At 71.8% G+C, this 20,857-nt stretch carries 21 protein-coding genes and 1 tRNA gene; all 22 read left to right on the top strand.

Translation table 11 applies throughout. The features are described 5' to 3' along the window. The first annotated feature begins 6 nt into the window (after positions 1 to 6). The 22 genes from VSR01_RS17235 (at position 7) to VSR01_RS17130 (ending at position 20,855) form a co-directional block, all read left to right on the top strand. Positions 7 to 321, top strand: a complete 315-nt coding sequence (locus tag VSR01_RS17235) for a hypothetical protein (protein WP_326450102.1) — start codon at positions 7 to 9, stop codon at positions 319 to 321. Between the two features lie 134 nt (positions 322 to 455). Next, the gene (locus tag VSR01_RS17230) at positions 456 to 1,412 is read left to right on the top strand and encodes a magnesium chelatase domain-containing protein (protein ID WP_326450101.1); all 957 of its coding nucleotides are present in this window, start codon (positions 456 to 458) and stop codon (positions 1,410 to 1,412) included. Positions 1,413 to 1,499: 87 nt separating this feature from the next. Continuing rightward, positions 1,500 to 2,228 (top strand): hypothetical protein, encoded by a 729-nt coding sequence (locus VSR01_RS17225; protein WP_326450100.1) that lies wholly within the window; start codon positions 1,500 to 1,502, stop codon positions 2,226 to 2,228. Positions 2,229 to 2,489: 261 nt separating this feature from the next. Then, positions 2,490 to 2,563 (top strand) — tRNA-Gly (locus VSR01_RS17220). A 136-nt stretch (positions 2,564 to 2,699) separates the two neighbouring features. Continuing rightward, the gene (locus VSR01_RS17215; protein ID WP_326450099.1) at positions 2,700 to 4,829 is read left to right on the top strand and encodes a Hint domain-containing protein; all 2,130 of its coding nucleotides are present in this window, start codon (positions 2,700 to 2,702) and stop codon (positions 4,827 to 4,829) included. Then, entirely contained in the window at positions 4,826 to 5,767 is a 942-nt protein-coding gene (locus VSR01_RS17210) for a ParB N-terminal domain-containing protein (RefSeq protein WP_326450098.1), read from the top strand. The genes VSR01_RS17215 and VSR01_RS17210 overlap by 4 nt, the downstream gene beginning before the upstream one ends. Next, entirely contained in the window at positions 5,764 to 6,390 is a 627-nt protein-coding gene (locus tag VSR01_RS17205) for a hypothetical protein (protein ID WP_326450097.1), read from the top strand. Before VSR01_RS17210 ends, VSR01_RS17205 begins: the two co-directional genes overlap by 4 nt. After that, positions 6,387 to 7,967, top strand: a complete 1,581-nt coding sequence (locus VSR01_RS17200; protein WP_326450096.1) for a hypothetical protein — start codon at positions 6,387 to 6,389, stop codon at positions 7,965 to 7,967. The genes VSR01_RS17205 and VSR01_RS17200 overlap by 4 nt, the downstream gene beginning before the upstream one ends. 84 nt (positions 7,968 to 8,051) lie before the next feature. Then, positions 8,052 to 8,741 (top strand): hypothetical protein, encoded by a 690-nt coding sequence (locus VSR01_RS17195; RefSeq protein WP_326450095.1) that lies wholly within the window; start codon positions 8,052 to 8,054, stop codon positions 8,739 to 8,741. 79 nt (positions 8,742 to 8,820) lie between these two features. Further along, positions 8,821 to 9,111 (top strand): hypothetical protein, encoded by a 291-nt coding sequence (locus VSR01_RS17190; protein WP_326450094.1) that lies wholly within the window; start codon positions 8,821 to 8,823, stop codon positions 9,109 to 9,111. 339 nt (positions 9,112 to 9,450) lie between these two features. Beyond that, a complete protein-coding gene (locus tag VSR01_RS17185) occupies positions 9,451 to 9,711 on the top strand; it encodes a hypothetical protein (protein WP_326450093.1) in 261 nt (86 codons plus the stop codon). A gap of 34 nt (positions 9,712 to 9,745) precedes the next feature. Continuing rightward, positions 9,746 to 10,474, top strand: coding sequence for a hypothetical protein (locus tag VSR01_RS17180; protein ID WP_326450092.1), 729 nt, complete (start codon positions 9,746 to 9,748; stop codon positions 10,472 to 10,474). Between the two features lie 114 nt (positions 10,475 to 10,588). Continuing rightward, positions 10,589 to 10,924 carry a DUF1360 domain-containing protein gene (locus VSR01_RS17175; RefSeq protein ID WP_326450091.1) on the top strand — a complete coding sequence of 112 codons (336 nt, stop codon included), beginning with the start codon at positions 10,589 to 10,591 and terminating at the stop codon, positions 10,922 to 10,924. After that, positions 10,921 to 11,115: a hypothetical protein gene (locus tag VSR01_RS17170; protein WP_326450090.1), complete on the top strand. Its 195-nt coding sequence runs from the start codon at positions 10,921 to 10,923 to the stop codon at positions 11,113 to 11,115. Before VSR01_RS17175 ends, VSR01_RS17170 begins: the two co-directional genes overlap by 4 nt. Then, positions 11,112 to 12,881 carry a hypothetical protein gene (locus VSR01_RS17165; RefSeq protein WP_326450089.1) on the top strand — a complete coding sequence of 590 codons (1,770 nt, stop codon included), beginning with the start codon at positions 11,112 to 11,114 and terminating at the stop codon, positions 12,879 to 12,881. Before VSR01_RS17170 ends, VSR01_RS17165 begins: the two co-directional genes overlap by 4 nt. Then, positions 12,878 to 13,207: a hypothetical protein gene (locus VSR01_RS17160; RefSeq protein ID WP_326450088.1), complete on the top strand. Its 330-nt coding sequence runs from the start codon at positions 12,878 to 12,880 to the stop codon at positions 13,205 to 13,207. Before VSR01_RS17165 ends, VSR01_RS17160 begins: the two co-directional genes overlap by 4 nt. Further along, positions 13,194 to 13,430 carry a hypothetical protein gene (locus tag VSR01_RS17155; RefSeq protein ID WP_326450087.1) on the top strand — a complete coding sequence of 79 codons (237 nt, stop codon included), beginning with the start codon at positions 13,194 to 13,196 and terminating at the stop codon, positions 13,428 to 13,430. The genes VSR01_RS17160 and VSR01_RS17155 overlap by 14 nt, the downstream gene beginning before the upstream one ends. Continuing rightward, positions 13,423 to 17,469 (top strand): phage minor head protein, encoded by a 4,047-nt coding sequence (locus VSR01_RS17150; RefSeq protein ID WP_326450086.1) that lies wholly within the window; start codon positions 13,423 to 13,425, stop codon positions 17,467 to 17,469. The genes VSR01_RS17155 and VSR01_RS17150 overlap by 8 nt, the downstream gene beginning before the upstream one ends. A gap of 16 nt (positions 17,470 to 17,485) precedes the next feature. Further along, positions 17,486 to 17,686, top strand: a complete 201-nt coding sequence (locus VSR01_RS17145; RefSeq protein ID WP_326450085.1) for a hypothetical protein — start codon at positions 17,486 to 17,488, stop codon at positions 17,684 to 17,686. A gap of 124 nt (positions 17,687 to 17,810) precedes the next feature. Further along, positions 17,811 to 19,445, top strand: coding sequence for a major capsid protein (locus tag VSR01_RS17140; protein ID WP_326450084.1), 1,635 nt, complete (start codon positions 17,811 to 17,813; stop codon positions 19,443 to 19,445). An 82-nt stretch (positions 19,446 to 19,527) separates the two neighbouring features. Beyond that, complete coding sequence (locus tag VSR01_RS17135) at positions 19,528 to 20,379, top strand: cupin (RefSeq protein WP_326450083.1); 852 nt, start codon at positions 19,528 to 19,530, stop codon at positions 20,377 to 20,379. Between the two features lie 23 nt (positions 20,380 to 20,402). Then, on the top strand, positions 20,403 to 20,855 hold the full coding sequence (locus VSR01_RS17130) for a hypothetical protein (protein WP_326453690.1): 453 nt from the start codon (positions 20,403 to 20,405) through the stop codon (positions 20,853 to 20,855). Positions 20,856 to 20,857: the final 2 nt, after the last annotated feature.

Below are 20,857 nucleotides of genomic sequence, written 5' to 3'. Positions count from 1 at the left end.
CCAGCCATGCGCGCAACGATCCGACGGACCGACCTCGCCACCACCGAGCGCGACGTGAACACCGCCCTGCCCCACCTGGTGATCGAGGACGACGCCCCGTACTACGTGCTGCGGGTCACCAAGGCCCCCGGCCAGCCCGAGTCGATCCACGAGGACCTGCTGTCTGGCTTCCAGGTGCGCGCCGAGATCCGCGCCGAGCTGCTGACCGGCATGGACGTGGTCGAGCAGAAGAGGACGGGCGAGATCGGCATCCACTGGTGCGGCCACTGCAAGCGCCGCGGCTACACCGCGCAGAGCTGCACGTACTCGAAGGTCTGCTAGCTGGCGGCGGCCGGTGGGGCGCGAAAGCACTGGGAATCCACCGGCCGCCCAACGGCCCGGCACCGAAGGGCCTCACAACCCGACCAGGCACGTGAGGCCCACCGTACCCCCCTTTCAGATCACAGGAGGCACGCGTGAGCACCAACACCACCACCGAGACCCGCGAGTTCATCATCATCGGCCAGGACCGCGGCACGAACTACTGCCTGTGGGACGTCGCCCCCGCCCCGACGGACGCCACGAAGCGCGCCATCGCGCTCCAAGAGATCGAGATCGACGCCTTCGACGCGTTCGGGTCCGTCCACACCGAGCACGCCACCAGCGCCCGCGCGGCCGTCGACAAGCTCGTGAACGACCTCCGCGAGCAGTCCGGGATCGGCTCGTACGGCCTGGCCGACGACAGCCAGCTCGACAACTACAAGGCCGAGCCCGCCCCCCAGCCGCCCACCGGCGAGCCCGAGCCGTTCGGCCGCGTGCACACCCTGTCGGCGACCCGCGACAGCGGCTACCGCATCCAGGCGAGCACCACGCCCGGCCTGCCCGTCTTCAACGTGGACGGCCTGCCCGTGCGCTCCCCGAACGAGACCAGGGACCGCGTACGCGCCGGGATCATCAACAGCGGCTTGGCCTGGCCCGAGGCGAACGTCCTCGTCCGCCTCACCCCGCTCACCAAGGACGGCAGCAGCGTCGGCACGAGCGGCCTTGACCTGGCCATCGCCTGCTCGGTCCTCGCGGCGGCCGGCCAGTTCCCCGCGGACTGCCTGGTCGGTGCCGCCCTGGTCGGTGAACTCGGCCTCGACGGCTCGCTGCGAGTCCCGTACGACCTGACCAACGTGGTCCGCACCGCGGCCTCCGGCGGCACCCCCACGGTCATCGTCCCGACCCGGGCCGTGGACGACGCGGCCACCGTGGGCGTCCGCGTGATCGGCGCCGCCTCCCTGGACGAGGCCCTGGCCGTGCTCACCGGCCACTGGCACCACCCGCAGGGCTGCGCCCACTGCGTCACCGACGGGGACGCCGAACCGCACCAGCCGTGCACCCCGACCCCCGGCGGCCTGTGCCCCGCCTGCGATGCCAACGCCCCGTTCTGACCGGCGGGCGCCGGGCGGGGGCCGCACACCCCGCCCGGCGCCTCCCCTCCACCACCACCCGAGTTGCAACGGAAGGGCAGCCCCACCATGAGCGCCACCACTGATCAGGCCCAGTACGACGCGTACGGCCCCGAGCGGTTCGCCGCGCACCTGCCGTTCGGCCGGATCGGCTACCTGTTCACCGTCCCCGGCGACTTCCCGGAGGACACCCCCACGCACACCAACGTCACCGACTGGGAGATGGCCGTCTACCGCACCGGCGAGCCCGGCCCCGACGCCTGGGAAGTCCGCGACGTCAACGGCAACCGGAAGGTGTGGGCCGCAGGCGGAACCCGCCGCGAAGCGGTCGGCATGGCGTTCCTGGAGATCGCCCGGGTCCGCCGAGACCGCGCCACCGAGATCGCCGAGAACCGGGTCGCGTGCGGCCTGGAGATCATCCCGCCGTACAAGGTCGAGACAACCGACGGCGTGACCCTCGTCCTCACCCCGCAGGCCATCGCCCGACTGATCCGGATCGAGGGCACCGAGACCGGGTTCCCGGCCCTCTATCACGTGACCGCCCCGGGCGGCGGCGAGCCGTACGTCATCGAAGCCGGTGAGGGCATCGAGCTGCGGACACTGGAGGTCGGCGTCCTGCACATCCGCTGCGGCTGCGACCCCGACTCGACGTACTTCGAGAACGAGACCGACGCCCTGGCCCACGTCCGCGAGGAACTGACCGCCTGGTGGCTGTGCCCGAAGTCGCCCGGCGCCCCCGCCGCCGAGGACCAGCAGCCCGAAGACGACGACGAGGACCAGGCGCCCGCCGCCGAGTAGCCTCCGCGCTCCCCGTGGGGCCGCGACCGACACCCGGTCGCGGCCCCACCTGCCGTTCCAAGCGGTTCATGGGCCCCAGCTCACTGCCCCTCAAGCGGCGGAAACGAGGCGGCCACAGGCCCCGCCGCCGCCCGACAGCCGCTCGAATCCCAACCCACCCGACACCCCAGGAGAGACCCCATGACCACCCACGACCACCGAGCGCACGTGTATCATCACGTCTCGTGTTCGGCTGTCCTGAGCAGCGGCGCAGCCGACCTCGCGCTGGTAGTGCAACAGCAGCACGCCCACCTTCCGGGTGGGAGGTCCTGGTGCAAATCCAGGCCGGCGCTCCACCTCGAAGCCCCCGAACGGCCCCGGCCGCTCGGGGGCTTCGTCGTAGCTCCCTGGCCTGCACCGATGCCCACGGGAGGGGCCTGCGGGTCGGCTACCATCGCCGCCCATCTCGGCAGGACCCCCAAGGAGCAGGCCATGTTCCACGGCTCGATCCCCGCGCCCCTCCGCTCGATCATCTACGAGCACGCCGGGCAGTGGCCTGGCGAAGACATCTACGTCGGCTGCTCGGGCAACATGACGATCGAGCGGGTGCTCAACACCCGGTTCGGCAACGACCGGCGCGTCCACGGCAACGACATCCAGGCGTACTCGTGCGCGCTCGGCTGGTTCCTCGCCGGCGACGAGCTGCGGTACACGCTGCGCCCCGAGTACGAAGACGAACTCGGCTGGCTGCACCCCTACCTGGAGGACCGCGCCGATCTCCTCGCCACCCTCATGCTCGGCACCCGCTTCCTCCAATGGGTCGGCAAGGACGGCGCGTACTTCCGGCGGATGATCCAGGCCACCAAGGACCAGTGGCCGCGCATGCACGAGAAGACGTCGACCAAGCTGCGCAACCTGGAGACCAAACTCGGGTCGTTCTACGCCGGCGACGTCCGCGACTACCTGACCGACGCCGTCCCGCCCGAGGCGCCCGTCGTGATGTTCCCGCCGTTCTACTGCCTGTCGCCCGAGCACCGACTACTTACCGCCGACCTGCGGTGGGTGCCGTGCGGCGAGCTGCGCGCCGGTGACCGGCTCCTCGCTTTCGACGAGGAGGTGCCCGACGGCCGGGTGCACCGACGGCTGCGCTGGTCGGAGATCGTGCGCTCTGAGCCCGCCGTGAAGGAGTGCGTGCGCGTCGTCCTGGAGGACGGCACGGAGATCGTGTGCACCGAGGATCACCCGTGGCTCGCCGACCGGTTCAACCGGCCGAGCCCGACGCCACGACGTTGGGTGCGCGCTGACCGGCTGCTCGAAGAGGCCCCGTACGTAATCCGCCTGACGGACACGTGGAAGCCGGCCCGGACGTACGAGGCCGGGTGGCTGGCCGGAATGTTCGACGGCGAGGGCTCGGTGTACCTGGGCAAGTCGGCGTCCAAGACGGGCATCGCTCAGCTGCCCGGCCCGGCCGCCGACCAGTTCGCCGCATGGCTCAAGGAACTGGGCTTCGACACCTCGGTGAGCCCGCGCCCCAGCGGCGTGCACGGCATCGACGTCGCGGGCGGCTGGCCCGAGATGCTGCGGGCGCTCGGCACCCTGCGGCCCGAGCGGCTGATCACCCGCCTCCAGCGGCTGGAGGTCGAGCGGCTGAGCGTCCGGTCACGCGGAAACCCGCGCGTGAAGGTCGTCGCCGTCGAGCGGGTCGGCCCCCGCCCGATCCAGTCGATCATGACGACCACGGGCACGTACATCGGCGAGGGCTTCGCCATGCACAACAGCGGCGACTACACCAGCCAGTTCGCTCCGATCGACGCGGCCTTCGACTGGCCCGAGCCGGTCTTCGGCGAACTGGACGAGGACGGCAAGGAACGGATCATCGAGCAGGTGCAGGACCGGCCCAACTGGGTGCTGGGCCTGCACATCGAGCGGCCGGAGCTGCGTCACCGGCTCGCCGGCGTCGTACAGACCGCGAACCGCGGCCTGCCGATCTACGTGTACGCCGCGTCCGGGCCGCGCCGCATCGTCCGCCCGAGGCAGCCCGTCGAGCCCATCCGTATGCCGAAGATCGGCCAGGACGAGCCGCTGGGCGACCGCATGAGCTTGCACGTCCTGACGGGCGGCCAGTTCGCTGCCGTCCGATCACAGTTCATGTCGAAGTCGATCAAGCCAGGCAGCCCGCTGATCGCGTGCGGTGTCGCCGTCGACGGGAAGCTGATCGGCGCGTTCGCGTACCTCCCACCCAAGTTCGACCCGAACACGGCCTACCTGATGTCGGACTTCCCGGTGTCGTGGACCCGGTACCGGCGCCTGGCCAAGCTGATCGTAATGGCCGCCTCCACGAAGGAGGCGCAGCTCCTCGTCCAGCGGTCCCTGTCCAAGCGGATCACCGGCTGGGCGACGACCGCGTTCACGGACCGGCCCAACAGCGCGAAGTACGGGCGGGGCATCCCCGGCGTGCGCCTCCAGAAGCGCACCGAGGCCACCCCGAAGGACCCGGGCGACGGCATCCACCGCTACCAGCTCCAGTACGGCGGCCCCCTCGGCGCGTACGACCTCGCCGAGGCCCTGGCCCTGTGGAAGCGCAAGCACGGCAGCGACATCAAGAAGGACGACGACCGATGACCGACACCCCCCGGCCCGCCCAGACGATCCGGCCCCGCCTCGTAAAGCGGGACCCGCGGCTCCTCACCCCGCTCCCCATGAACGCCCGGTACATGCGCAAGGAGGAGTGGGACCGGCTCGTCGCCAACGTGAAGGCCGACGGCTGCCTCACCAGCGTCCCGCTGATCTACGGCGCCGGCGAGTACCCCGAGGGCCGCGAGCTGATCCTGTCCGGCAACCACCGCACCGGCGCCGCCGTCGAAGCCGGCCTCGACGAAATCGACTGCATGCTGATCGACGACAAGCAGCAGCGGGACGAGCTGATCGCCCGCCAGCTCTCCCACAACAGCATCGCCGGCCAGGACGACGCCGCCACCCTCAAGCAGCTCTACGACCAGATCGAGGACGTCGACTGGCGGGCCTACTCCGGCCTGGACGACGAGACGCTGAACCTCCTCGCCGAGGTGAGCCCCGAGGGCCTGTCGGAAGCGAACCTGGACTTCGCCACCGTCTCGCTGATCTTCCTGCCCCCGGAGCTCGAAGCCGCCCGTGCCGCCTTCGAGCAGGCCCGCATCGGCCAGAACGCCTCCTGGCTCGCCGCCCGCGCCGACTACGAACAGACCCTCGACACCCTCGCCTCCACCCACGCCGCCCACAAGGTCGGCAACGTCGCCACCGCCCTGCACGCCATCCTCACCATCGTCGAGAACCACCTCGGCGACCTCCAGGCCGGCTACCAGTCCCCAGACGGCACCCCCCTGCACACCGGACACGTCGGCCTGGAGACCGTCCTCGGCGCCCGCACCCTCCCCGCCCCCGCCGCCGTCATCATCAACAAGGCCATCAGCGCGGCAGAGGGACGCGGCGACATCGAGCAGGGGCAGGGCTGGCGTCTCCTGGAACGTCTGGCGGGTGAGTACCTGTCCGGCACCAACTACGCCCCGGACGGTCAGCCGTGACCACGAACCCCCCGATCACGCTCAGCCCCGAACTGGACCCCTGGGAACGCCAGCCCAAGGAGTCAGCCCGCAAACACGGACAGTTCGTCACGTACCGGGACCTCGGGCGCGCCCGCACCCTGGCAAAGACTGCGGAGAACCTGACACTCGCGCACGGGCACGTGAGGAACACGGCGGCCGAGTACCGGTGGCGTGAGCGCGTTGAGGCGTGGGACCGGCACCTGGACCGGCTGTACGAGGCGACGTGGCTGGAGGAGCGCCGCAAGGCCGCCGAAGCCGACGCGAAGATCCTGGGCGCGGCGATCGGCAAACTCGCGCAGCGCCTGGGGACGCTGCGCGCCGAGGACCTGTCCCCGGGCGACTTCATCCGCCTGATGGACGTGGCGATGCGGCACAGGCGTGTCCTGTTCGGCGACCCCACGGAGACGATCGCCGTCACCGGGCAGGGCGGGAACCCGCTCGCCGTCCAGCTCGCCGAGTTCGCAGAGATGCCCGCCGAGCAGCGGCGCGTGCGGATCGAGGAGCTGGCCGCGGCGGTGCAGCGTCGCACCAGGGCGCTGAACGGCGCCGTCGATGACGACGATGACGACGGCCTGCCCGACGAGGATGACACCGAAGAGTGAGCACGGCGCTGTCGCCTGACGAGCTGGCACACCTCCCCGACGCCGAGGTGTACCAGCGGCTCCAGGCTGCGAAGAAGGCGATGGCCCGCGACCTGCTGCGCGACCCGGTGACGCTCGCCCGGGGCTTGGAGCGGGTGTACCGGATGCGCCCGCACCTGCGGGTCATCGCGGACGCCCTGGTCGGTCTGGAGCGCGGCGACTACGACCGACTGATGGTGTGGACGCCGTCGCAGGTCGGCAAGTCCAGCCTGGTCGCCGAGTGGTTCCCGTTCTGGTGGCTGTGCCGGCACGGTGAGGACCGGGTCGCGGTCACCTCGTACTCCGACGACCTGGCGATGCGACGCGGCAAGGCGATCCGCCGCTACATCACCGAGTACGGCGGCGAGTACGACCTTGAGCTGCTGGCCGGCTCGTCGGCGGCGCAGGATTACGACACCACCGCGGGCGGCGGTGTCCGGTCGGTGTCGATCGGGTCGGGCCTGACCGGCTTCGACGTGAACGTGCTCGTGGTTGACGACCCTCACAAGGACCGTGCCGATGCCGAATCGGCGGCGTCGCGCGAGCACGTTCAGGACTGGTGGTCGTCCGCTGCGCTCAAGCGTCTCCAGCCGGACCGGAACGCGGTGGCGGTCGTGCAGACCCGCTGGCACCCCGACGACTTCTCGGGGCGGAGGTTGGAGGAGGAAGGCCGGCTGGAGGAAGGCGGCCGGTGGAAGGTCGTGCACCTCCCGGCGATCGCCAACCCGAGCAAGTTCGGCCCGGACCCGCTCAGTCGCGAGGATGGCGATCCGCTGCCGCACCCGAAGATCCGCACGAAGAACCGCCGGGCGCTCCTGGCCTGGTGGGCGGACGTGAAGGCGACCTCCAGCGTCCGCGACTGGCACTCCATGGCGCAGGGCGACCCGCAGCCGACCGAAGGCGCGCTGGTCTCCCGCGACCTGCTGCGCCTCATCCGCGACCCCGGGGGCAGCGTCGAGCCACAGAAGATCGCTGTGGCCGTCGACCCCTCCGGTGGCGGCCGGGACGTCGCCGGCGTCATCGGTGGCTTCCTCGGCGACGACAAGCGGGTGTGGATCACCCACGACATGTCGGCAGCGATGTCGTCGGCCGAGTGGTCCACCACCGCGTGTGTCCTGGCGTTCGAGACGAACGCCAGCGTGATCTACGTGGAGTGGAACTTCGGCCGCGACATGGCAGTCCTCGCGCTGGAGACGTCGTGGGAGACGTTGCAACGCGACGGGGTGATCCCCAAGGGGCACCTGATGCCGCTGATTGACCCGGTGCGCGCCAAGCAGGGCAAGCTGCTGCGCGCGGCCCCCGTCGCGCAGCAGATGGTGCAGGACCGGGTCAGGCTGCGCGGGGCGTTCACGGATCTGGAGAACGAATGGGCGACGTGGCAGGACACCGACCCCGACAGCCCCGGCCGGATCGACGCCTCCGTGATCCTCGTCTACGGCCTGATCCCCGACGCCAACAACGGCGCGATCGTCCACGCCCCGCTGCCGCAAGCCCCGAACCCGGGCACGCGGCAGCAGCCGCCGTCCGCCAGCCGGTACGGCCGGCGGATCTCGGAGTAGCAAGGCGGACGAACGGGCCTCGCGGGACCGGGCGACACGCCACGATGGTGCCGTGGCAGCAGAGTTGAGACAGAGGGGTGGAGCTTGCTGACGGAGCTCGGGTTCGTCGGTCCCGCGCAGAGCGATCACCTGTACCACTTCACCGCGAGGAACGGCGTCTTCGCCAACTGGGTGCCAGCGGAGATACAGAAGATGAGCGGCCCGGCCCGGCTCAACGCCATCCTGCGGGACGAGCAGGTCCGGGCCTTCCCGCCGTTCAGCGTTGGCGAGGCGGGCATGCCGTGCGTGTGCCTGTCCGAGAGCACCCCCGAACAGCTCGCGTACCTGATAGCGATGATGATGTTCGGGCCGTGGGGGATCGTCACCAACCGGGCGCACGCCAACAGCAGGGGCGGCGGAGCCGTCGCGTACGTTCCTGGGCCGGTGTTCGACACCTTCCGGCGGCACGACCTGGGGCACTGGGCGATGCGCACGGAAGCGGGCTCGACGTGGTTGCACGAGCGGGAGTGGCGGATCCCGTGTCGCTCCGGCAGGTACGAGATCGGCGTCCTCGACGCGATTCTCGTGGGGAACGCCGCCTGGAGACCGAGCAAGGTGGTCACGGAGTGGGTAAACGTCGACACGGGGCTGCCGGTGGAAGCCGACCAGGCGGAGAACCCTCACGTCGTGCCGACGAGGGAGGACTACCCACGGTTGTGGCGGGAGACTCCCGTGTGGGCGTGGGACCGGGCCGCCGGGCAAGTCGTGAAGTACGAGCCCGGCGAGTTGTGCTGAGCCCAGTGCCGTCGGCCGGCTCCCACAAGCGGAGGAACGGGAAGTGAGCGGCGGTCACCGAGCGTGCGAGACTGCCGATATGGAGCATTTCGATGGTGACGCGCTGGTCCGCGAGTACCTGCACCGCCATCCCGAGGCCGAGCACGCCGCGTTGTACGACGCCGAGTACGTGGCTCAGGTGCACCGTCTGCGGGAGGTCCTCGACCACCTCGGGCCGGCCATGACCGCCGAGGGGGTGCCCGAAGGTATCCGGCAGCGGGTCGGGGCCCGCCTCGTCGCCGGTCTGCTCGGCACCGACGAGGCGAACGCCCGGCTGCGGGAGCGCGCCCGCCTCGCCAAGCTGCTTGCCACGGGTACGCCGGGGACATGATCGTCGCATGGTTGAAGCGACGGTGAGGGAATGGCACGACGACGCGGGCTGGGGAGTCGTCGACTCACCGGAGACGCCTGGCGGACGCTGGGTCGGATTCGGAGTCATTGAGATGGACGGCTTTCGGAAGCTGGATCAAAGTCAGGTCGTGCGCTTGGAATGGGAGCCCGCCGATCAGGACGGCTACCGGTTCCGTGGGGTTCGGGTAGTGCCGTAAGGTCCCGCACCGCAGTGCGGCTGGCTGTGGCTCTCCGGGAACGGAGAGCCACGGTGCGCCCGGCGGCCTGCGCCCTGAACCGGTGGCGGTACCGGGACCAACCCGGCCACACTGGATGGGTGATGAAGCTGCCCCGCGTGGAATGCCCGAGCTGCACGCGCCGGATCGCGGCCGGCATGGTCGCCGGCCGCCTCAGCAAGGGCCGGATCTGGCGGCACGACGCCCCCGACGCCCGCCGCGACGCCCAGGGGCACCTGCTGTCGTGCGCCGGGTCACTGGAGATCGTGGACCTGCCGTACGGGCAGATGGAGATCCCCGCCGTCGAACCCGAACCCGAACCCGAGCCTGACGCCGCAGCGGCCGATGCGATGGCCCTGTTCTGACGTCGACCATCCGGCACAGAAGGACCCGCCCACCTTGGCCACCTCGAAGGCGCAGACAGCATGGGACCGGCTGAACACACGTCAGCGGACCTACCTGGAGGCGATCTACCACGAGGACCAGGCGCGCGAAGAGGCCCACCAGGCGGAGTCGGCCCGCACCTGGGACAGCACGCCCGCCCGGGTCTGGCGGCGTCTGCCGCTGAACAGCGCGAGCTCCGCCCTCGCCCGCCGGCTGCGGTCGAAGGGCGTCCACGACCCGGGCGCCGGGTCCACCCTTACCGCGCTGGCGACCCGCGGCCTGGTCGAGGTCGACCACGTGCCCGGTGTGCTCTCCACCATCGTGTGCGTGCGGATCACCCCGGCCGGGCGCGCCGCCGCCCGCGCCGGCCTCGGCTATGGGCCGCCCTGGGTGAAACCCAAGTGGGCGCTGTCCGAGTGGCTGTGGCGCGAGTTCTGCAAGGTCGTGGCGGCCGGCGAGGAGGGCCTGCGCACCGATGAGCTGTGGCACGGCACCCACGGCTACCTGGTCGAGGGCGAACTGCGGCGCGGCAACAGGCCGTACCTGCGGGTGCGGAAGACCTGGAGCAAGGTGAACCGGGCCTACCCGGGCCAGCCGCCGCACTGGATCAACGTGGAGCGGCGCGCCTACGTCCTCACCGACACCGGGCGCGCCCACTACGCGGAACGCCGCGCGGACTACCGGGAGATCTACCCGGACATCGACGCCCCCGACGTGCCGCCCGTCCCCGCCGACACCCCGTGAGTTTTTGATCTAAAAACCGGGTCTGACCTGCGCGGATCGCGACGGACCCCACCGTCCCGGATGGCTTATCATCCCCGCCTGACTCGGCCGGACGATCGCCATCGGGGAACGCACATGATCAGCATCACCACGCTCGCCCTCCTCGCCCTCGCGGGCTACAGGGGCACGCAACTCGTCGTGCACGACTCGATCCTCGACCCGGTCCGCGCCCGGATCGACGCCTGGCAGCAGAACCGCCCGCAGTCCGCCTTCCGCGCGGCCGTCGTGACCCTGATCTCGTGCGTCTACTGCTCCGGCTGGTGGATCAGCGGCGCACTGCTGGCGGTCTGGCTGCTCGTCACCGGCACCTGGGACGCCGCCCCCGTCCTGGTCCACGGCGTCGAGTGGCTGGCCGTCGCCGGCGGCGCGGTGCTCCTCAACCGGTGGGACGACACCCGGACGGGCTCGTGAGCGACAACCTCGCCCAGGTCCTCACCGTCGTCGCCGCGCTCGCGTTCTGGGGCTGGACGCAGTGGCTCGATCACCGCAAGGAGAGCCGTGCGCGGTGCTGTCGCCGCGCCTGCACCGTGTGCAGCGGCCACCCCGTCTGCACCACCGACGACGACGCCGGCCCCGGGGATGAGTGCGGGGGCGCCGGGTGAGCGAGCTCGTCGGGTCCGCCGCGCGCTACACGGTGGCCACGGCCAAGACCACCGCCAGGACCAGCAGTATCGGCCGTCAGCGCCAGGCATGGGACTGCTACCGGGCAGTCCCCGAAGTCCGGTCGTACGCGAACTGGGTGGGCAACGCCATGTCCCGCACCATCCTTCGGGCCGGCCGCGCCCGCTCCGACGGCACGATCGCCGCCGCACCGAGCAGCCACCCCGCGACTGAGTACGTCGCTGCGATCGCCGGCGGCCCTGACGGACGCCGACAGCACCTACGCGAGTACGGCCGGCACTTGGCCGTTGCCGGCGAGGGCTGGACGATCGTTCAGCCCCGCGACACAGCCCTGGTCTGGCATGTCAGGTCCGTGCTGGAGGTCTCCAACCGCGGCGCGGGGAGCCTTGAGGCCAAGATCGACGGCGACAGTGTCCTGATCCCCGCCGCCCCACCGGACGGGCAGCCGCTCGACCCGCAAGCGCCCGTCGCCATCCGCGTCTGGGACCCCGACCCGGCCGACCATCTCCAAGCCGACTCCCCCATGCTCGGCTGCCTGGACATCCTGGAGGAGCTGCGGCTGCTGTCCGCGGCCGTCCGCGCCGTCGCCCTCTCCCGGCTCACTGGCCGCGGCCTGCTGTTCATCCCCAAGGGCGCCCGCTTCCCCACCAAGGTCGGGCCGGAGGGGGCCGCCGAGGACGACTTGATCGACGTGCTGATGGAGGTGGCCTCCACCGCCATCCGCGACCCCGAGTCCGCAGCCGCGACCGTCCCCATCCTCGTGGAACTGCCCGCCGAGGCAATCGCCGCCATCCAGCACCTCAAGATGGACAGCGACTTCGACGAGCTGCTGCTCAAGCTCCGGCAAGAGGCCATCGGCCGAATCGCGGTCGGCGCGGACATCCCCGCCGAGATCCTGCTGGGCCAAGGCGACGTCAACCACTGGACCACCTGGTCCCTGCAGGAGGAGGCGATCAAGCTCGGCGTCGAGCCGCGCCTGGACGTGGTCTGCAACGCCTACACCACCCAGTGGCTGCGTCCCCTTCTGGAAGCAGACCGGCTGCCCGACGCGGAGGAGTGGGTGGTGTGGGCCGACACCTCCCCGCTGCGCGTGCGCACCAACCGCGCCCAGACCGCGATCGAGGTCTTCCAGGCCGGCGGCATCAACGGGCGGGCGCTGCGCCGGGAGACCGGGTTCACCGAGGACGACGCCCCCGACGCCGAAACCGCCGCCCACGCCCGCCGCACCCCGGCCGATGACGACCAGGAGCAGGAGGACACCCCCATGCCCCGCACCCCTCTGCCCGTCGATGAGACCACCAACCCGCCGGCCCGGCCTGACACTCCGCCGGCCGCCGAGAACACCCCCGATGTGACCGCCGCGGGCATGCCGGGCCCGAGCGATGCCCTGGTCGCAGCGGTCGACGGGCTGCTCTGGCACGCGCTGTCCAGTGCCGGGGAGAAATTGCGCCGAACCCCGGCGTGCCCGCGTGACCGCCGTGCGGAGGCACGCAGCATCACCGCGGCCATCCGGCACACCGTGTACCCCATCACCCGGGAGGACGTCGACAACCTCCACCTCCTGGACGGCGTCCTGGACCGCGCCCCGGACATCGCCGCCCGATACGGGGCCAGCGCGGACTGCCTGCACGCCACCCTGCACGCCTACCTGCGCGAACTGATGGCGGCGGGAGTCGCGTACGACCCGACGCACGTCCGCCCGGTCATCGCCGGATGCGCGGGCACCGGCGTCCTGGAGGCGGCATGACCGCCACTGATGTTCCGCTGGGGCACAGCATCCCGGCCCACCGCGTCCACGGCTGGTGCTCCCACTGCCCGCAGCGGTCCTTGGCCGAAGAGGTTGCGGCCTGGCAGATCGACGCCGAGGAACGGCACATGGAGGAGGAGGGCGGTGAGGGCCCGTTCGCCGTGGCCGTGGACTGGCAGAAGTGCCCCGACTGCGGCGACCCCCATTCGCTGTCCGTCGTGCAGGTCACGGTGCGCACCACCACCGGTATCAAGCGGGCCGGCGGCTGGGTCTTCTGCCTGAACTGCGAGTCCGTACCGCAGGAGGCCGCTCATGCCGGATCGTGACCCCTCGCTCGACCAAGGCGGCCTGCCCTTGCACCACCTCGACCTGTGTTCCGACTGCGGTGGCCTGCGCACCGTCACCCTCCAACGGGTCCCGGGCATCAGCAGCGTCACCGTCCACGATGACGCTGGCGCGGCATCGCTGGGCACCACAGGCCCGGCCGCCCTCTACATCGGCCCCGCGCCGGAAGCGTGCCCCAACGCCGCGGGGGTGGGCGATGGCTGACGCTGCGCAAGCCGCGCTCGCTGCCGAGGAAGAGGCCTTCGAGGCGGCGGTCGGCGCGCTGCTGGACGACGTCGCCCAGCAGTTCGCGGCCGCGCTGGCGGACGCCACCGAGCTGGTCGCCGCGCGTTTCAGCGTGTCGCGGATCGCGGGGATGTGGCGCGCCGGCATCCCGGCGCTGCTGCGGCGCCTGCTCGGCACGGCGCAGACCGCCGCCGGCCATGCCGCCGACCAGGTCGACGCCGACCTGCCGGACGGCTGGGACGACCTGCCCGGCCGCCACGATCGGGGCGAGGACCTGCCGGCCGGGATCGGCCAGTACGTCACCACCACGGAGCACCTGCTGAACGCGGTCGGGGACCGCCTGTCGGCGGCGGCTGTGCAGGCCCTCGCGGACGGCGTCGATGCCGGAGAGGACATGGACCAACTGCGGGCCCGGCTGCGCGCGGTGTTCTCCAGGGATGCCGCGCAGCTCGGGGACGCCCGAGGGCGGCGGATTGCCGCGACCGAGGCCGGCCGCGCCTGGAACACCGCAACTCTGGCGGCCGCGCGGGCGCTGACCGGACCGGACCGGCCCATCGTCAAGCAGTGGCGCACCCGCCGCGACACCAAGGTCCGCGAGGCCCATGACGATGTTGACGGACAAGTCCAGCTGTTGGACGACCCGTTCACGGTGGCCGGCGTCTCCATGGCGCACCCGGGCGACCCGACCGCTCCGCCGGAGCTGGTCGTCAACTGCCGGTGCCAGCTGCGCCTCCAGCTGCGGCCCGCCGAGTCCCGCCTGGCGGCCGCTCACCGGCAGTTCGCCGAGAACCTGATCACCGCGGCCACCCCCGCCGAAGCCGCCCGCGCCCTCGCCCTCGACGGTTTGGCCGACCGCCTGGAGAACAACCAGCCGCAGGAGGCGCCGCCCACCGGCGCCGAGGCAGTGCAGCGTCAGGCCCAGCTCGCCGGGTGGCTCGCCGCCAACCAACGGGCGCTACGCCCGTACAGCCACAGGGCTCCGCGTCCGAGCAGCCACACCGAGGTCGCCGCAGCGTTCGCCGCGTTTGGTATCGACCCGGCCCGCGCCCGCCCACACGCCGACGATTCCCAGGAAGCCCCACCGGCCGCATTTTCTGATCCAAGGAGAACAGCCCCGATGGCCTCACACACCGCTGCCGCTGACGGCAGTCACCTCCAAGGCGCGATGATCGCGCTCGTGCCGTCCGACGCCGAGGCGCAGCGCCTGGCCGTGCCCGGCGGCGAGACGGCCGAGGAGCTGCACCTGACGCTGTACTACCTCGGCCCGGACGGCGCCGACTTCAGCGCAGAGGACCGCGCCAGCCTCATCGCGAGCCTCACGGCCTGGGCGCAGGACTACATGACCGGCCCCCTCATCGCGACCGCGTTCGGTGCCGCCCACTGGAACGCAGGCGGCGACGAACCGTCGTGGGTGTGGTCCGTGGGCGACCAGCGCACGAGCGACCGCCCCGATCAGGCCCCGTACCTGGCGCAGCTCCACCAGGCCGCCGCCGACGCCCTGCTCACCTCCAGCATCGACGCCGACATGCTGCCGGAGCAGCACAGCCCGTGGGTACCGCACATCTGCGCCGCCTACAGCGACGACCCCGCACTGCTCCCCGAGCTTGAGGGCCGTCTCGGCCCTGTCACCTTCGACCGGATCAGGGTCACCTTCGGCGGGGACGCCACGGACATCCACCTCGGCCCGCTCACGGCCGCCGGCACCGCGGACGACGCCGAGCGCTTCGCGCCCGTCCGCACCTGGTCCACCCCCGGCGAGACCGCCCTCGCTTACGAGGACGAGGAGACCGGCGACGGCCGCGTCTTCGCGGCCGGCGCCCTGTACTGGGAGGAAGGCCCGTGGCCGCTGCAGTACGCCGACGAGATGCTCGGCGGCCACGAAGGGGCCGAACTCGCCGGCGCGATCAAGACCCTTGCCCGCGACGGGGGCCGCATCACCGCGACCGGCGACCTCTACCTCACCCGCTGGTCCGGCATGGAAGCCGCCGACCTCCTGGACCAAGGTGCCCCGCTCGGCATCTCGGTGGACCTCGATGACGTGAGCGTGGAGTTCATCGACCGCCGCTCACCCGAGGGCGACGACGACTCCGAGGGAAGCACCGTGGTCTTCCTGTCCGCGGAACTCGGGCAGGCCAGCATCACCCAGCTCCCGGACGGTGCCTGGGCGATGCGCGCCACCGCCCCCACCCGGACGTGGACGGCCGCCGGGGCCGCGCTGCTGCGCACCGGCCACACCGTGGAATGGACCACCGCCCCGGACGGCACTATCCCCGCGACCGCTGTCCGTACCGCGCTCACCGCCGCAGGGATCACCCTGACCGCCGCGGCCGGCGACCCCGACCAACCCGACCAAGGCGAAGTCGTGCACTCCGAGTCCGCCGGCGACCTGCTGATGCGCGTGACCCGGGCCCGGGTCCGCGGCGCCACCCTGGTCACGCTGCCGGCCTACAACCGCGCCCGTATCGTCCTCGACCCGCCCGCCGAAGGCACCGCCGCCGCAGCCCGCCCGGCCGAAACCGAACTCGCTGCGTCCGGCACCGTCCACGACCAGGTTGTAGCGCACGTGTCCAGCGCCCCGATCGCGGTCAGCGCCCGCGAGGTCGCCGACGCGGTCGGCATCACCGTCGAGCAGGCCCGCTCCCACCTGCGCCGTGCCTGCGACGCCGGCCGGATCGTGCGCCTGGCCCGCGGCCTGTACATCGGCGCGAGCACCCTGCCCGAGGACGAGGTGACCGCGGCGATGTCCGGTGACACCGACCTGCCGATCCTCAAGGACCGCGAGCACGAATGGGACGGGCCCGCCGCCGCCTCCCGCGTCCTGGCGTGGGCAACAGGCGAGGACGACAAGGTCGACGCCGACCGCCTCGGCCGCGCCTTCCTCTACCGTGACCCGGACCGCGACCCGGCCACGCTCGCCGCCTACAAGCTCGGCCACGCCGACGTCATCGACAACAGGCTGCAGATCATCCCGCGCGGGGTCTTCGCCGTCGCCGCCGTGCTCCAGGGCTCCCAAGGCGGCGCCGACGTCCCCGCCGACGAGCAGGACCAGCTCCGCCACCGCGTCAGCGACCTCTACGCCCGCCTCGCCGACGCCCTGGACGACCCCGGCCTGCACGCCCCATGGGACGACGACCAGACCGCGGCCGCCGCCGAACTGGAAGCGTCCGCGTGGACCGCGATGCGGGACACCGACCCGATGCCCGCCGAGTGGTTCCGCGAACCCACCCCCGAGGAGCTGCCGCCCGGCTCCGGCGGCGTCCACTACGCGGCCGGCCGGATCTACGGCTGGGTCGCACAGACCGGCGAGCCCCACGCCGGTTTCCCCGGCCGGAACCTCACGATCGAGTCCCTCGGCCAGATCGACACCAGCCACTTCCTGCGCGCCAAGTTCCGCCTGGACAACGGCCGCACCATCCGCGCCGGAGCCATGACGATGAACGTCGGCCACCACCGCGACGGCGCCGAATGCGAGACCTCCGCCTGCCAGTTCGACGACACCCGCACCGTCGCCGGCATCGTCACCGTCGGCCAGAACGACAGGGGCATGTGGTTCTCCGGCGCCGCCGCACCCTGGCTCAGCGAGTGGGACCGGCAGGTGTTCGCCGCGTGCCAGCCCAGCTACCACATGAAGCAGGGCGCCGGCGGACGCTGGCAGCTGCGCGCAGTGCTGTCCGTCCCCGTGCCCGGACACTCCTCCCCACTGCTCGCCTCGGCCGTGGCCGAGCGCTCCAACCTCGCCCTCGCAGCCTCGGCGTCCGCCGCCGCGACCAGCACGGACACCGTGTCCGGACAGCCGGACAACACGCCGCCCGCACAGGACACCGCGCGTCCGGACAGCCTCCCCGAGATGTCCGGCATCGTCACCGCGCTGACCCAACCCGCCGTGCTCGACGCCTTCGCCGACGCCCTCGCGGCACGCGCCGCACAGCGCGAAGCCAGCGTGCGCGCCGAAATCGACCAACTCTCCCAACTGCTCGCGCCCGCACGAGCCGAACTCGCCGCCGACCGGGCGGCCTAACTCAACGGAGGACCCCATGGGCTGCGCATGCGGCAACAAGAACAAGACCACCTACAAGGTCACCACCCCGGAAGGGAAGGTGGTCTACTCCTCGACCAGCAAGCCCACGGCGGAGGCGGTGGCAAAACGCTACAAGGACAGCACCGTGGAGGAGGTCCTGCCCGGCGGCAAGACCGCACCGGCCACCACCAGCACGAAGGCGTCCGTCACCTCCTGATGTGACGCCACGGCGTACGGCACGCGCCGCGCCCCGGCGCGTGCCATGCCAGCTACCATTCCCGTAGAACCCACCGACTGTCTGGTTTCGGGCCGAGTCTCCTACGCACCACCAGGAGACTCGCGTGGCCGACGAGCCCGAGTTCACCCTCCCCGACGACCTCGCCGCGCTCTCGGCCGAGGAACTGGCAGCCGCGCTCGAAGGTGCGGTCCGCGCCTTCGACGCCCTCAGCAACAGCGCGACGTTCACCACCGACGACCTGGCCGCCCTCCGCGCGCTGGCTGCCGGCGTCGATGCGATCCGCACCGAACAGGCCACCCGCGACGCAGCCGCCGAAGCCGCAGCAGCCGAGATCGACGCGCTCGCCGCCCAGGTCCGCGGCGACGCCCCGGCCGAGACCCCCGCCGAGCCCAGCGACGACACCGACCCCGAGCTGGCCGCGGAGACCCCGGCCACGCCGGAGCCGGACGCCACCGCCTCGGCCGCGCAGCCGCGCCGCACCATCGACCTGTCCGGCGTGCGCCGCCGCCAGCCCTCCGTCCTCCCCCAGGACCCCAACCCGCGCCCTGAGATCACCGCCTCGGTGGACGTCCCCGGCTACTCCCCGGGCCAGGCCCTCGACATGGACGGCGTCACCGAGGGCATCATCCGCCGCGCCAACGCCCTCAAGACCGCAGGCGGCGGCGTCGGCCTGACCGCCTCCTACCGGCTGCCCTTCCAGAAGGAGCTGATCGTCAACGACAGCTCCAGCGGCACGGAGGGCACCCGCGCCGTCATCCTCGCCGGCGAGCAGAACCGTTTGGAAGGCGGCAACCTCGTCGCGTCCGGCGGCTGGTGCGCGCCTTCCGAGACCGTGTACACGCTGACCGGGATGTCCTGCCCGGAGATGCTGTGGGACCTGCCCGAGATCCAGCTCGCCCGCGGCGGACTCAGGTACTTCCCCATGCCGTCCCTCGACGTCTCCACCCTCACCTGGGTGCACACCGAGGCCGACGACATCGCCGGCAACCCGAAACCCTGCTTCAAAATTCCGTGCCCCGACCCGGTGGAGGTGCGCTGCGAGGCCATCGGCGCCTGCCTTGAGGCGGGCATCCTGACCCAGCGCCACTTCCCCGAGCTGGTGGCGTTCTACCAGTCCCAGGCCATGATCGCCCACGAGATCCGCATCAAGCAGGAGCTGTTCACCGCCGCCCTCGCCGCGTCCACCGCAGTCACCATCGCGCCGACGTTCGGTGCGTTCTCTGCACTGTTCGCCGCCGTTGCGCTCCAGGCCGCCGACCTCACCGAGAAGCTGAGCCTCTGCCAGAACATCAGCATCGAGGTCGTCTTCCCCTGGTGGAGCAAGAACCTCATGCTGGCCGACATCGCCCGCCAGAACGGCGTCAGCGTCGCGGACATCAACGTCCAGGAGATCATCAGCGCGTTCGCCCAGCTCGGCATCTCCATCCAGTGGGCCCGCGGCCTCAACCCGGCCGTTCCCACTCAGATCGGCGGCACGAACCCGGCCACCACCTGGCCCGCCTCGATCCCGTTCCTGATCTACCCGGCCGGCACGTTCGAGGCCGGCCGCGGCGGCGAGATCAGCCTCGGCGTGATCCACGACTCGACCAAGTTCCAGACCAACGACTTCACCGCCCTCTTCACCGAGGAGTGCACCGCGCTGATCGCCCGCAACTCCGAGGCGCGGGTCGTGACCGTGCCGGTGTGCCCGGATGGCCGCACCGGCGAGCAGCTCGGCATCGACTGCCCGATCGCCTGACCACCCACAACTGCCGGGACCGGCCCCGCCCCGTCCACGAGGCCGGCCCGGCGCCCCCCGTTCCACGTGAGGAGGTCGGCCCGTGCCGTCACCCGGTCTGCGCGCCCGTGTCGAGGCCATCCCCGGCACGCCGCTGCCGCACGGCATCCTCGGCGGCTGCGCCGACATCATCGACGTCACCGACGACGAGATCCACCAGCTCAACGGCGTTGAGTGGATGAGCCTGGGCTGCTGCCCCGTCCGCGACACCGACTGGTGCGCGGAGGAGTCCCCGGGCGATGAGTCCCCGGGCCCGCTGGGGTCTTCCCCGCCCAAGGAGTTCTGCTCGCCGCAGACGGAGCACGCCGCGCCGCACACGATCTACGCGGGCGCGATCTGCTCCACCATGGGCTGGTCGTACGCCGAGGCCGTCCAGCAGGTCAGGGCGACACTGGAGCTCGGCGAGCAGCGCGCGATCGAGGCCGCTTTCTGGCGAGACGGCCTCGCGCCCCGCGCTGTCGACCTCACCCCGCCCGACGGTCCTGTGAACCTCGCGGCCGGAGTCGCCGCGCTGGAGGGGTGCCTTGCCGAGACGTACGGCGGGATCGGCGTCCTGCACGTCCCCGCGGGCGCTGCCGCCCTGCTCGGCTGCTGCAACGTCCTCTCCCTGACCGGCGGGACGCCGTCCACGCTCGCGGGGAACTGCGCGATCATCGGCGCCGGCTACTCCTACGAGAACAGCGGTCCCGGCGGCGTCCCCGCCGACCCGGGCACGGCGTGGCTGTACATCTCCGGCCCGGTCGTCGTCCGCCGCGGCCCCGTCGACGTCATCCCCGACCGCGCCGGACCCTCCATCGACCGCCGCTACAACGACCAGCGCGTCCTCGCGGAGCGCACCGTCGTCGTCGGCACCACCTGCTCCATCTGCGCCATCAACGTGGCCCTGTGCCCCTGACCTTGGGAGGGGCCGTGCGCCCGATGATCCATGTCCAGCCCACCCCGCAGCTGCGCCGCGCCTTCGCCGTGTGGGCCACAGCCCAGACTCCGAAGGTCCGCACCGTCGGCACCTCGACGTTCGCCGTCCCGCCCCACCTGTTCACCGACGTGCCCGAGCCGGTGCTGATCGGCGCCACCGTGGACGGCCACCGGTACGTGTCGCCCCTGGAGGACGAGCAGAACGCCGGCGAACTTCTCGGCGTCGCCACCGCGGCCGGTTTCTCCGAGGTGCGGGAAGCCGTGCCCGGCGAGCCGCTGCCCGAGGTGCCCGCCGAGGCGTACGGGCCTGACTCCACGCCGCTGCCCGCCCCGGACCCTGCCGACGAGCCTGCCGACCTGCCGGACGGCGTGTTCCCGTGCCCCGGCTGTGACAAGGAGTTCACCACCGAGCGCGGCCGGGACGCCCATCGCCGCCAGAAGCACCCGGAGGACTGACG

Source organism: Actinacidiphila sp. DG2A-62, from assembly GCF_035825295.1.
Taxonomy (GTDB): Bacteria; Actinomycetota; Actinomycetes; order Streptomycetales; family Streptomycetaceae; genus Actinacidiphila.
Note: the sequence above shows the minus strand (reverse complement) of the source record. Positions and strands in the feature narration are given on the sequence as shown.

Excerpts from the sequence above, each read along its gene's own strand:
- VSR01_RS17185 (WP_326450093.1), top strand. The coding sequence starts at position 9,451 with ATGAAGCTGCCCCGCGTGGAATGCCCGAGCTGCACGCGCCGGATCGCG.
- VSR01_RS17210 (WP_326450098.1), top strand. The coding sequence starts at position 4,826 with ATGACCGACACCCCCCGGCCCGCCCAGACGATCCGGCCCCGCCTCGTA.
- VSR01_RS17150 (WP_326450086.1), top strand. The coding sequence starts at position 13,423 with ATGGCTGACGCTGCGCAAGCCGCGCTCGCTGCCGAGGAAGAGGCCTTC.
- VSR01_RS17175 (WP_326450091.1), top strand. The coding sequence starts at position 10,589 with ATGATCAGCATCACCACGCTCGCCCTCCTCGCCCTCGCGGGCTACAGG.
- VSR01_RS17235 (WP_326450102.1), top strand. The coding sequence starts at position 7 with ATGCGCGCAACGATCCGACGGACCGACCTCGCCACCACCGAGCGCGAC.
- VSR01_RS17225 (WP_326450100.1), top strand. The coding sequence starts at position 1,500 with ATGAGCGCCACCACTGATCAGGCCCAGTACGACGCGTACGGCCCCGAG.
- VSR01_RS17155 (WP_326450087.1), top strand. The coding sequence starts at position 13,194 with ATGCCGGATCGTGACCCCTCGCTCGACCAAGGCGGCCTGCCCTTGCAC.
- VSR01_RS17215 (WP_326450099.1), top strand. The coding sequence starts at position 2,700 with ATGTTCCACGGCTCGATCCCCGCGCCCCTCCGCTCGATCATCTACGAG.
- VSR01_RS17145 (WP_326450085.1), top strand. The coding sequence starts at position 17,486 with ATGGGCTGCGCATGCGGCAACAAGAACAAGACCACCTACAAGGTCACC.
- VSR01_RS17130 (WP_326453690.1), top strand. The coding sequence starts at position 20,403 with ATGATCCATGTCCAGCCCACCCCGCAGCTGCGCCGCGCCTTCGCCGTG.
- VSR01_RS17190 (WP_326450094.1), top strand. The coding sequence starts at position 8,821 with ATGGAGCATTTCGATGGTGACGCGCTGGTCCGCGAGTACCTGCACCGC.
- VSR01_RS17160 (WP_326450088.1), top strand. The coding sequence starts at position 12,878 with ATGACCGCCACTGATGTTCCGCTGGGGCACAGCATCCCGGCCCACCGC.